Raw genomic sequence first — 12652 nt, forward strand, 5'->3', positions numbered from 1 at the left:
TTCAATAAGCCTTGCTTGAATGTACAAGCTCAGCTTATCAAACCATTATGAACACCGTATGAATGCCCCCTGAACGTCCGCTGAATGTGCATATCTCACATAGCGACAATAACGCTTAGCGGAACGCGACCTGAATAGCCCCCAGCCTCAATTGCTCCAATTGCTCCACAACTAGGCCGGCAACTTGCAGCGCACCGCGCTCCTGAAAATGCGTATTATCCTCTACGCCATTGGGGAAATTTATAAACTCGCCTGGCGCCGCCCACATAAATACCGATTTCGTCGCTTCTGGACCAAGCTCCTCAAACAGCTTGCGGCTTTCCTCCGCCAAGTCGATTAACGGTACGTTCTCCTCCTCGGCAAGCTCCCTCATCGCAATTAAATATTCGCCATGCGTATCGACGAGACTACCATCTGCTTCATAAAATCGCCGCTGTACGGATGTCACCAGCACAGGAAGCGATTCGCGCTGCCGAGCCCCATCTATGTATCGCTTTAAATATTCCTTATAAGTGGTAAAAGGCTCCGTGCGCCGCTCCTCATCCGGCTTCTGGTCATTATGGCCAAACTGGATCAGCAGCACGTCCCGCGGCTTCATCCATTGAAAGATTTCATCGAGTCGGCCTTCTCCGATGAAGCTTTTGGAGCTGCGCCCGGAAACCGCCCTGTTCTCAATGGCTATGTCCTGCTTGAACCATTTGGGCAGCATTTGTCCCCAGCCTGCATAGGGATAGCCATCCTCCGGCTGATCTGTAACCGTTGAATCCCCAGCAAGAAAAATGGTCGGCGTTTGGTTAGAAGACAGCACCTCAAGTGCATTAATGCGCGGCGCTAATCCCGTAAAGGCCAGGCGGATTTGACCATCTCTTACCGACAAGGCGAAGCTGTAGCGAATAAACTCGCCTGCTACCGTCCTTAAGCGCTGGGCAACGAGCCGACCGCAGCCAGCTTTAATCGTCGTCTCTGTAACGGTTATGGCGTCGCCGATTAACAGATTTACGGTGTAGATACCATTTTCAACATCAAGCAAAAAAGAAGTTTCCAAAGGGATGCAGAAGTCGCTGCCCATGCCCTCTGCTTCCGCTCGGCGCTTCGCCGTCACCTTCGTCACCGAGCTGAATCCATAGCCTCTACCCGGCTCGTACAACGTAGAGTCCGTTACCTTCACATGCTCGTCCCTCGCAGCTCCAATACCAAAATCAAATCGAAAAACATCTGTCATTATTGTTTTCCTCCTATAAATGATGATCAGCCGTTTCCTACTCTGGTTGTAAGCGTTCTCTAAGTTGTACGCAGGACAAGCGTCCTGCCGCCAGTTTTTACTCTCCTAGCGTAGTACCGTTTGCTAGCGGCGTTCCTGCCCGCTTGCGGTTGCCGATTATGAAGAGCAGCGTCCCGACGCAGCCAAAAATAGCAGCCCCGATAAGCAGGGTACTCAGCGGCACACTGTCCGACAAACCTGCGCTCAGCAATGGCCCAAGCGTGCCTCTCACGCCGAACAGCATCAGATGGATGCCGAACACAACCGCCTCCCGGCCGGGAGCAAGCCTGAAAATATAAGCCAAAATGCCAATATCCCAAATCGCTTCCCCAATTCCCTGAATGCCGTTGCCGAGAATGACAGCAGGGTAGGTACCTATAAATCCATAGAGCATCGGAACGATGGCATAGGCTGCAATGCCGCCCAATATCGTATAGCGGATATCAAAGCGGTCAATCATCCAGCCCGCAATAAAATACGTGACCAGCAGTCCGATAAAATAAGCGACCCTCGCATATCCAATTTGCACATTGCTTAGTTCCAGCACCTGTACCTGAATAATTTGGTAAAGCGGGATGGACAGCATATTACCGAAGCCGGCAAGTGACGTTGCCGCCAGCAGCACTGCCAGCTTCTTATTGCCCGATACGAGCTTCCACTGGTCGCGCAGCGAGAAGCGGGTGACGGATGCGCCGGGAGCCACCAACTTTTTCAATGGAATTTTCGGCAGCCGCAGCGTCTGGAACAGCAATATAGACAATGTGCCTGCTGCTGCTGCGCAGACGAGCGGCCACGACGTACCGGACGCATCCGCCCATTTTCCGACCAAATAGGCTAGTGGAATCATAATGGCTCCCATGGCCACTCGCACATAGCCCATCAGCCTTCCTCTTACATCAGGCGGATACATGCGGGATACTAGTGCTGCATAAGCCGGAGCCTGGATGCCCATCAAAATTTGAAAGACGAGCGCCGTTGCCACAAACACCGAAGGTTGAGCAAACAACGCCGGGAGCAGCAGAAGCAGCCTACCAATTAAATTAGGAATAATTACAAATGGCTTCGGATTGTTGCTCTTCTCGATCCAGTTCGCCCACAGCGGCGAGAAAATAAGGCCGATTGCCGGAGCAGCCGACAATAGCCCTACTTGAAAGTTCGTCGCCCCCTGCTGTATCGCAAACGGCATGTAAAACTGGTTAAGCACGACATTAAACAAGCTGAATAATAGGGATGCGCCCACATCAATTTTGGCGTTGTACCATACACGAGGAGTCATTTGCATGCCAAATTTATGCAATCGGGCTTTCGTTTCCATCTTCTGCTGCTTCCTTTCGAATCTCTTCCTTTTCCCGAAGAGTGTTCATTCATTTACGTTACTTTCATTAGAGCAAAATTCAACCGGAAGCGCAACAGAAGATTTTTGCAAAAAAAGAGAAAGCTCCAGCCGCTAGTTGGCTTTGAGCTTTCCCTATTGCCTTATAATGTTGCGGCGATGAGCACGAAGCACACAACGGAAATGCCCGTGTACAGCCATGCGTTCGTTTTGCTGCAGGTTTTGCTGGTCCAGATGCGGTACAAATAAATGATCGTGACGATGACAGAAATAGCCGTAATCCCGCTTAGCAGCAAGCCCACCCAATCTGCTCCCGAGCTGGCCACCTCACCGTGATGCCTATGCATGCTGCTTTCCATTGCTATACTTCCAGTCAACAGCAGTGGCAGCAGCAAATGAATGCCGTGAATGACAAGGGGAAGTAGCATTCCTCCAATAGACAATAGCGAGCTTCGCGGCAGCTGTTGCTTCGTAATGGACAGCCCTCTCCCTTCTGGAAAAATAGTTCATACATACTTCCCTTTCATCATACGTACGAAGCGGCCTATTTTATGCCCAGACAACGTTTAATCTTCTTTGCTTAAGCTTCGAATACCCGACAAATACGTTTGCAGCACAAGCTGCAGGGATTCATCCAATTGATAGGGCAAGCCGAAGCCTCCTTTCTGCTCGATAGAGCTAAATCCATGCAGCAGGCTGCGCCAGCCGCGGACGATATGAATCGCCGTCTCATGCTTTAAGTTATAGCGGTCAAGCAGATTAATAATGAGACCGATCAGCTGCTCGCTAATTGCTTTAAATTCAGCATTATCCTGCGATTGAGACGGAACTGTCGCCTCGTAAACACCCGGATTCGAGCGGGCAAAAGCAATATAGGCTTTACTCGCCTCATAAACGGCGTCTTCCCCCGTCAGACCTTCTACCGCTTTAGTCATCTGCTCGTTCATTTCGCGCAAACCATAAATCGCGAGGGCCAGCCTCACGCCACTCAAACCGTCTATATGGTTGTATAAGGAGGGAGAGCGAATGCCCAGCTTCTGCGAAAGCGATGCCATCGTCACGGCTTCGAGCCCTTGCGTATTGGCAATTTCTGCGGCTGTCCGAACAATCGTCGGTAAATCCAAGCCTATTCTTGGCGACATATCATCTTCTCCTTGCTGTTGTGAAATCAGTATCCATTATATCCGTGTGCGATTTGCTCTAATGTACCATAGACGCAGCGAGCTTGCGTTCAGCCACATTGATGGCCTGCTCCATTGCGGCCACCGGATCAACAAGCAGGTTGCCATGTCCAACTGCCAGCAAAGACGGTTTCAGCGCAAGCAAGCGCTGAGCGCTAAGCAGCGACTGCTGCTTATTCCAGGTTGCCCATGCCGGAAATGGAAACAACGGCCGAACTTGTCCGCTTACTGCAAGGCCCCCACGCAGTTGAAAAGCGTCACCGGCAATCAGCTCGCCGCCTCTCGTATCGAGGAAAGCCATGGAGCCGGGCGTATGTCCCGGCGCTGCAACCGCCAGCAGCGAGCCGATACGATCGCCACCTTGCAGAAGCAGATCCGGCTTCGTTGCTACATTTTTCGGCACACCACCTTTAATTGGGGTAATCGGCTCACCTCGCTCCAATGAACGGTCTCCACGCAGCAATCGCGCATCTCTCGCCGATATTGCAACAATTGCCTCTGGTAGCTGTGCTTTGAGTTTATCCAACGCGCCGATATGATCATCATGCGCATGCGTCAGTACGATTCGCACAATCGGCTTGCCGAGCTTGTGTGCTGCCTGCATAATCGCTTCGGCATTATTCGGCAGTGCTGCATCAATCAGCGTCAAGCCGTCCTCTTCTTCGATCAAATAGCAATTTACAGGAAATACATGGGGCAAGTAGGTCAACTGATAGATATGCTGGTGTCTAGTCATTCTCACAATGCATCACTCCTCGGTATTTTGCGCTGGCTGCGCCAAAACTAATGTCGTTAGTTTTATAATAACTAATGGTATTAGTTTTGGCAACATGTTTATTGCTTTACTTCCATCGACTACTTTTTTTTAACTCTCGCATGGACGACTTATGCAGCATTAAAATCAAAAGAAGCTTATCCGCAGCGGATAAGCTTCTAGGCTTCAGCCCATTTTATTTCGTCCAATCGAAATCCATTGCCTGCAAAAAAGCTCTCGCCAGCACCGCATGGCCTGCTGCCGTCGGATGTATGCGATCCCACGCCAAGGTAGCGGAATACAGATGGGCCAGCACTTTATTAAATGCCGCCTGTGTATCAATGAACAGACAGCCCGTTTCATCTGCAATTCGGCGCACAACAGCACCATATTCGTCCATCGTGCGGCGCATCGCATCCTGCTCATTGCTTTCCAGAAAGAAAGGAGTCATCAGCACGATACCGCTGCTGGCAACCGGCTTCGCCTGCGCTACGAGCTCGCGCAGCGTTTGCTCGTACTCCTCAATATATACATGCCATTCCGTAATGAACGGCGTATCATATTGGCGCCAAACGTCATTGATGCCGATCATGATCGAAAGAACGTCCGGTTTTTTATCCGTCACATCCTCCTGCCATCTCGCTTTCAAATCACGGACCGTATGGCCGCCCGTTCCCACGTTTACTACGCGAATGCCGAGCTCTGGATATACCGCTTGCAGCAGCGCATCCACCTGAGCTACGTAACCTCTGCCAAGGGCGCCGAACAGTCCCTCGCCATCCTGCTTGTTCCGATCGCAATCTGTAATCGAGTCCCCAATGAACAACAGCTTCTGCCCACGTTCCAGCTTCACCCTAATCATTCCCCTTATTTTCACGATTAGCCTTGCGTCTCGCGCCGCTTGAACTGCTCTGGCGATACACCGACGAACTGCTTGAACATTCTGCTGAAATGAGCTAAATGCTTAAAACCAAGGCGATAGCAAGCTTCTGTAACCGTGACGGACGGCTCCATCAAAAAGATGATTTTCGCCTCATTGATCCGCCTTCGATACACATAGTGAAACACCGTTACACCCGTCACATCCTTAAACAGCCTAGCGATATATGACTTGCTTAGATGAAGCCTTTCTTCCAGCTGCTCCATATGCAAATCGTCTGTATAGCTGTGCTCCAGCAAGGAAATGATACGCTGCACCGTCTGCTCCTTATCCGTAGAAAACTCTTGCCGTTCCCTCAGCGGCTGCTCGCATAAACCAAAAATAAAATACAATAGATCAACAAAGGCAAGCAGCAGGCGGTTGCTGCCTATCGCATCGCCCCGCTGCTGATGCACATTCATTTGAGCCAGAAGCCGCTCAGCCTCTTCCTTATGCTCGCCTCTGAGCCGCAGGCGGTGGTTGCGCAGCTCCTCAAACGGCTCCATGACATTAAGCGCCTGCGGCAGCTCCAGCAGCGGGCGCAGCAGCGAAGGCTCGAAATGGACAATCGATCGCACATAAGGAACCGAAGGGTCGATTTTGGCACAATGCAGGGTCATGCCGAACAAAATCATCAAATCGCCCGGCTGCATATGATAAATTTGATCGCCTATCAAATAGTTGCATTTTCCTTCATGAAAATAATAAACCTCATAATAGGTATGCGAATGAAAAATAGGTTCAAGCGGTGTTTGGATTTGGTAGCTGAAATCGATCATTTTAACCTTGCGACTGCAGTCCGTTAATATAGCGGACAAAATAACGCAGCATGTCTGGAGACTCCGCAAATTCCTTGCTGAAATCTTCAATGCCGAGATAGCCGTCGTAGCCGACAGCCTGCAAATCCTCAATGATTTGCTTCCACGGCACTACCCCTTTAGCTAGTCCCGTCCAGTCTGCCTTCCAGCTTATGCTGCCATCTGTTTCCTCTGGGCCAGCTTGCCAGCTCGCATTTTTCACATGCACATGTGCCAAATATGGACCTAGCAGCTCTAGTCCCATCCGGTAGTTTTCAAAGCCTTCGTAAACCATGTTGCCGGGATCGTAAAGTACGCCAATACAATCCGGGTCCAGCCCTTCGCATAGCCGATAAGCCGCGGAAGCGCTTGCCGCAATCGTCTGATGATGGGTCTCGACTAAGCCTTTAACGCCATACTTCCGGCACAGCTCCTGGGTTTGCTGCAAATACGTCCGTGCCAGCGTGAACAGCTCGCCGAATGGCCTTGTGCGGTCATAACTCGGAACACCAACCCGGATAAAGGAAGCCCCTACCCGCTTCGCCGCTTTCAGCACCTGTTCGGTAGCCTCCAAATCGCCAGCGGTAAGATATGGGGTCAGGCTGAGCGTTGTCAGTCCATGATCAGCCGCAGCCTTTCCGAAGCGGTCCAGCATGTCATCTCCGCCTGAGGGGAAAATCGTACAGCGGTTGTTGCCCCAGAAAGAAGGCTCCTGGCTCGCCACAGCCGCATCGGGCGCTTCCTTGTAACGCCATTCTACAGCATGAATTCCTGCCTCTTGCGCCGCGGCTGCCAGCTCCTCGGGCCCCAGCTCCGGTGTTGCTACCGTAAATACAGACAATTTCATCATCGATTCACCCTTCTCCCTTCCTCGAACCGTATTGTATGCCTTGCTACCTCTGCTCTTTCCCTACTCGACCCGGACAGCCTGCAATTGCGCCTGCAAGCTCAGCTCTGCCGCTTTAAACGTATGCGCCTGCGTCATCGCAAGCTCCGTGCCATTCAAGCAATCAAGAATAAGCGCTCCAAAATAAGGGAATCCTACCTTGTCCTTCACATCAATTTTTTGCTCGCCGCCTCCATTCACGAGGAACAGATGGTCGCTGCCACCTCTCGTCAAATCGACATACTTGCGCAGCTCGATATAGCCTTCTGTGCCGAGAATAATCGTCCGCCCATCTCCCCAAGTAGACAAGCCATCCGGTGTAAACCAGTCCACGCGAGAATAATGCGTAGCCCCGTTGTCGCCAATCATTGTAACGTCACCAAAGTCCTCAAGCTCTGGGTATTGCTTGTTATTGTAATTAGCTATTTTGCTGGATTGCACCGTTGCATCCTTGCAGCCGGCGAAATACAGAAACTGCTCAATTTGATGGCTGGCAAGATCACAAATAATGCCGCCGTACTGCTCCTTATTGAAGAACCAGTCAGGCCTAGCCGCTGCATTCAAACGATGCGGTCCCAACCCCAATACATTCAGCACGCGGCCAACAGCTCCGTCCTTCACGAGCTGCCCAGCGAACTCTGCGGATTCCACATGTAGGCGCTCGCTGTAATAGACTGCATAAATTTTGCCTGTAGCTGCCGTTACTTTACGCGCCTCAGCCAGCTGCTCAAGCGTCGTAAACGGCGCTTTGTCGGTAAAATAATGCTTGCCATGCTTCATAACCTCGACGCCAAGCGGGCCGCGCAAATTCGTAATCGCCGCTGCTGCAACGAGCACCACTTCCGCATCCTGCAAAATTTGCTGCTTCGATTCCGCCGGGCGAACCTCAGGATAGGTACGTACAAACGCTTCTACCTTCTTCGGGTCTGGATCATAAACCCACTTGAGCGTGCCGCCCGCTTCCCGAAGACCATTACACATGCCATAAATATGTCCATGATCGAGCGACAAAGCAGCGAATACAAATTCTCCCTCTTTAACTACTGGCTTTGGCTTGCCTTTCGGGGCATAATTCATTCCATTTGCTGTTGACATAAAATATTGCCTCCCTCTCGCTTGCTCGTTAGTATTTAGTGGGTACCTTTAACATCCAACGTCTCATAACTGTTCACATCTTTGTTCTTATCCGAGCTGCGTATTCTCTCCTGAAGCTTCTCATAAAATAAATCCTCGTTAATCGGAAGATCGACCCATCCATCCGTCCAAGTGGAGAGCAGCATCGCATTGGACAGCTCCAGTCCCTTAATTCCCTCTTCGCCAGGAGCAAGCAGTGGCGTGCCATGCAAGATCGCATTTACCCAATCCTGAGTAATGCCCATGTGATTGCCGCCATCGCTGACCGGAATTTCAAATTTCCAGCATTCCGGCTGGCCGAAGCCGCCTTTAAAGTTAGCATTAAATTCGGTTTCAGACACGCGCAGCCGCCAGAACGTCATTTTGTCATTTTCAATGACAATTTTGCCGCGTTCACCGGAAATTTCAAAACGATTTGTGCCCGGTGATTCAAAGGTCGAGGTGACAAACACACCCGTTGCTCCATTTTCATATTCCACGTAAGCCGTCACATCGTTCTCTACTTCAATGTTCCGATGTTTTCCAAAGGAGCAAAAAGCACGTACGCGCTTCGGCATCATTCCTGTCGTCCACTGCCACAAATCAAGCTGATGCGGGTCCTGGTTCAGCAGTACGCCGCCACCTTCGCCAGCCCAAGTTGCACGCCAGCCGCCGGAATCATAATAGCTCTGCGAGCGGTACCAGTTCGTAATAATCCAGTTCGTGCGGCGAACTTCCCCAAGCTCCCCGGATGTAATCAAATCGCGAAGCTTCGCATACAGCGGATTCGTGCGTTGATTGTACATAATGCCGAATACTTTATTGCTGCGCGCTGCCGCTTCATTCATCTCGCGAACCTGCTTCGTATAAACGCCCGCAGGCTTCTCAATCAATACGTGCAGCCCCGACTCCAGCGCTGCCGCCGCCTGCTGCGGATGGTCATAATGCGGCGTGCAAATGAGCACCGCGTCCACCTCGCCAGAGCTGAACAATTCCTCTGCCGTCGAATACAGCTTTAGTTCTGTCCCCCACTCCTGCGCGGCCAGTTCCAAACGTTCCGAACGCACATCCGACACCGCAGCAAGCACGGCGCCCTCTACTCTTCCTTCAATCAAATAACGGGCATGTCCCGTTCCCATATTCCCAAGGCCTAATATGCCAATTCTGACTTTATCCAATGATTAACATCCTCTCTAAACCTGTTATAAGAAGGATCACTATAGATATATTGTAGCATAGATCGTTATGTAAGCGTTTGATTCAAAAGGCCGAATATCCGTTCATCATTTAACTGTCATTGTACAGTTTGATTCATATCCCTCGCGGCATCGACAAGTGCCCGCACCTAATCTCCTCTCTTACTGCATAATAAAAGCGGCGGTTATGTCCCTCAGGGACACACCGCCGCTTTTCCACCTATACCGAGAGCTGCCTCTGGCACGGGTTTGCCGCTTATTTAATATTTTTCTCTGTTACATAAGCTTGCCATTGTTTCGTGTATTCAGCTTGAATTTTCTCAAGTCCCGCTTGCTTCGCTTTGTCCATGAATGTTTTCAAGCCTTCTTCGATATTGTCTACGAGACCAGCTTGCAGCGGGAACAGATATTGCTTCTCCACTTGCTCAAGTGCTGCTCTCTCGGCTTGGTAAGTGCTGTAATCTTCAGCAAAGCCGTTAAATTTGTCTGGAACTTGGATTTTGTCCAGCTCGTCGAAGATCGCTTTTACGCCGTCATAGTTTTTGTCAAACAGCATGAATTCTGGATTTCTCCATGCCCAGCCGTTCATTCCTTCACGAGCAAAGCCGTTGGAGCTTGCATCGCCGATCATTTGGTAGTAACCATCTTTCACTTCATAGTTTTTGCCTTCAACACCGTATTGAGTCAACAGGTTGTAGCGCTTATCCGTAACCATTTTTTCATAGAATGCCAGTGCACGCTCTGCGTTTTTGCTGCTTGTTGGAATCGCATAGCCGTTGTGAATGGCATGTACTGGTGTTGCAATGCCTGTTGTAAGCGGGAATGGGTAGTATTTTAGCTCCCAATCCGGGTGAGCCGCTTGCACTTTAATAACCGAATCATTAAAACGAGTTGGGTTGTCCCCGAAAATCGTTGCTGCTTTGCCGCTTGTCAGCTGCTCCTGAATAACGTCGTTGATGTTGAGCACGTTTTTCGGGATGTAGCCGTTTTTCTGCCAGCGTTGAATCAGCTCCAAATCCGCTTTTTGCTCATCCGAGCCCCAGTACGTGTAAATGTTGCCTGGCTCAAAGTAGTTCACGCCAAGACCATAAGGCAGCGCGCCAATTGCTTTGTGCTCGATATCGCGAATTTGGTTCACAAGGCTGCCGCGAACGTCTGCGCCAAGTGCGATTGGACGCATGCTCGGCTCATTGGCTTTAATGCCAGCCAAATACTCTTCATACGTTTTCAAGTCTTTTGGCTCAGGAAGGTTGTATTTTTTACGAAGATCCTCCCGCCATACGAAGCCATTCGTTACATACTCTTTGTAAGTTGCCGGAACGGTAAAGATTTGGTTGTCGATTTTAACCGCTTCCCACATATCTTTCGACACAAATTCATTCAGCTTCGGCGCAGCTACAGGAAGCAGCTTGTCGAGCGGCTGGAACGCGCCTTTTTTCGCATAGGACTGGTATTGCGTCCATTCTGCTGTAAAGATCAGGTCGACCTGTTGGCCGGAGCCAAGCAGCAATTTATATTTTTGCTCCCAATCGGTCCATGACGTGTAGTTGAATTTGACGGTTGCATTCAAATCCTGAAGCGCCATTTCGTTGATTTTGTCTTGAATGGCAGCCAAATCCTTCGGCGCATCGCCTAGCATATAAAATTGCAATTCTACTTTTTTGGAAGTATCGATACCCGTTTTCTCGCCTGCTTGCGCATTGTCCGGAGATGCGGTAGCTCCTGCGCTATCTGCTGGACTGCTGGATGCTGCCGTATTTCCGCCACCATTGCCGCTGCAAGCTGCGATCATGCTCATAAGCAGCATTACGGTGAGAAGCATGACTAAACCTTTGCTCTTTTTCTTCATCATGTGAATCCTCCCTTTTATAAGTTGAACCTATATATGTTAGCTGACCCTAGTAGCAAGCTTGTCGCTATGCACTCTGGTACAGTTCTAACCTTTTACAGCCCCAATCGTCAAGCCTTTTACAAAATAACGCTGAACGAAAGGGTAGAGGAACAAAATCGGGCCGGTTACAATAATCGCCATTGCCATCTTGGTCGATTCCATCGGCATGTCGCCACCAAGCGAAACGCCTGTGCCCGCTCCCATCTGTGACAGGAAGCTCATCGCATTGATGATATTGTAGAGATAATATTGAAGCTGGTACATCGTCGTGTCATTAATGAACAGTGAGGATGTAAACCAGTCATTCCAGTAAGCCAGCGCCAGAAACAGGCCGACGGTTGCGATGCCTGGCATCGATAATTGCAGCACGATGCGAGCGTAGATCGTAAAATCATTCGCGCCATCGATTTTAGCCGATTCCGTTACCTCATCGGGAACAGCGGAGCGGATGAAATTTTTCATCAATATAATGAGAAACGGCGTCATAAGTCCTGGAAGAATGAGCACCGCATACGTATCGGTGAGCTGCAAATATTTCGTCAGCATAATGTACCACGGCACAAGGCCGCCCCCGAACAGCGTCGTGAAATAAATAAAGAAGGAGAAAAAATTCCGATATTTAAAATCTCTGCGCTGCAGAACGTAACCGGCCATCGTAATGAAAAACAGACCGAGAAATGTACCGACAACTGTCGTAATGATCGTTACGGTGTAGGCATTGATGACCTGCTGCGGGAATCGCAGTACCGTTTTGTAGCCTTCGAGTGAAAACACCTGCGGGATCAAATGATACCCGTCGCGGAGAATCGATTCGTTCTGGGTGAACGAAGCTGAGACAATGAGCAGAAACGGAAACAGGCAAGCGATTGACGTGAGCAAAATAACTGTGAAAGCAATAATGCGGAACAGCAGCATATAGCTGTCGTCTTTGATTTTCATAAAGTAACCTCCATGTTCTCTTTGTGTCGGTGATTAGAATAAGTGCGCTTGGTGAGGGTAGGTTCGTCGCTGCGCAAAAGGTTTGGCTTACGATCGCCATTGCCCATGGAAATTTTCAACTATACCGCCAGCGGTAAATTTCCACGGACAAAAGCGAACGCATTCGCTTCTCCAGCTCAAACCTTTTACTCCGCTCACCCCCCCTTCACCAACACCCTCCTTCTAAAACACGAACCACAAAGATCGAATTCATACAGCAGAAAACAATTGATTCGACCCTTATAACTGTCTACATCTTTGTGTTTAAGATCTCTTCGCTCCCAAGCTTATGCACTCGCTTAAGCGTAAAACAAATGCACTTGCTCTGGCTCTCGAACGTATA

General features: G+C 50.0%; 12 protein-coding genes. All 12 read right to left on the minus strand.

Features of this window, described 5'->3' with window-relative positions:
- Positions 1-115: 115 nt before the first annotated feature.
- Positions 116-1222, minus strand: coding sequence for a rhamnogalacturonan acetylesterase (locus tag ACSR9A_RS30555; RefSeq protein WP_473762311.1), 1107 nt, complete (start codon positions 1220-1222; stop codon positions 116-118).
- Positions 1223-1319: 97 nt separating this feature from the next.
- Complete coding sequence (locus ACSR9A_RS30560; RefSeq protein WP_473762312.1) at positions 1320-2576, minus strand: MFS transporter; 1257 nt, start codon at positions 2574-2576, stop codon at positions 1320-1322.
- 161 nt (positions 2577-2737) lie between these two features.
- Positions 2738-3022, minus strand: a complete 285-nt coding sequence (locus tag ACSR9A_RS30565) for a hypothetical protein (protein ID WP_473762313.1) — start codon at positions 3020-3022, stop codon at positions 2738-2740.
- 138 nt (positions 3023-3160) lie between these two features.
- The gene (locus tag ACSR9A_RS30570) at positions 3161-3736 is read right to left on the minus strand and encodes a TetR/AcrR family transcriptional regulator (protein ID WP_473762315.1); all 576 of its coding nucleotides are present in this window, start codon (positions 3734-3736) and stop codon (positions 3161-3163) included.
- A 58-nt stretch (positions 3737-3794) separates the two neighbouring features.
- On the minus strand, positions 3795-4517 hold the full coding sequence (locus ACSR9A_RS30575) for an MBL fold metallo-hydrolase (protein ID WP_473762317.1): 723 nt from the start codon (positions 4515-4517) through the stop codon (positions 3795-3797).
- A gap of 208 nt (positions 4518-4725) precedes the next feature.
- Entirely contained in the window at positions 4726-5382 is a 657-nt protein-coding gene (locus tag ACSR9A_RS30580; RefSeq protein ID WP_473762319.1) for an SGNH/GDSL hydrolase family protein, read from the minus strand.
- Positions 5383-5408: 26 nt separating this feature from the next.
- Complete coding sequence (locus tag ACSR9A_RS30585; protein ID WP_473762320.1) at positions 5409-6227, minus strand: AraC family transcriptional regulator; 819 nt, start codon at positions 6225-6227, stop codon at positions 5409-5411.
- A 1-nt stretch (position 6228) separates the two neighbouring features.
- Positions 6229-7092, minus strand: a complete 864-nt coding sequence (locus ACSR9A_RS30590) for a sugar phosphate isomerase/epimerase family protein (RefSeq protein WP_473762389.1) — start codon at positions 7090-7092, stop codon at positions 6229-6231.
- A 63-nt stretch (positions 7093-7155) separates the two neighbouring features.
- Entirely contained in the window at positions 7156-8226 is a 1071-nt protein-coding gene (locus ACSR9A_RS30595; RefSeq protein ID WP_473762322.1) for a Gfo/Idh/MocA family protein, read from the minus strand.
- A 35-nt stretch (positions 8227-8261) separates the two neighbouring features.
- Complete coding sequence (locus ACSR9A_RS30600; protein WP_473762323.1) at positions 8262-9422, minus strand: Gfo/Idh/MocA family protein; 1161 nt, start codon at positions 9420-9422, stop codon at positions 8262-8264.
- Between the two features lie 274 nt (positions 9423-9696).
- A complete protein-coding gene (locus tag ACSR9A_RS30605; RefSeq protein ID WP_473762325.1) occupies positions 9697-11292 on the minus strand; it encodes an extracellular solute-binding protein in 1596 nt (531 codons plus the stop codon).
- Between the two features lie 84 nt (positions 11293-11376).
- Positions 11377-12270 (minus strand): carbohydrate ABC transporter permease, encoded by an 894-nt coding sequence (locus ACSR9A_RS30610; protein ID WP_341281477.1) that lies wholly within the window; start codon positions 12268-12270, stop codon positions 11377-11379.
- Positions 12271-12652: the final 382 nt, after the last annotated feature.

It is taken from the genome of Paenibacillus sp. R-74696 (genome assembly GCF_055814915.1).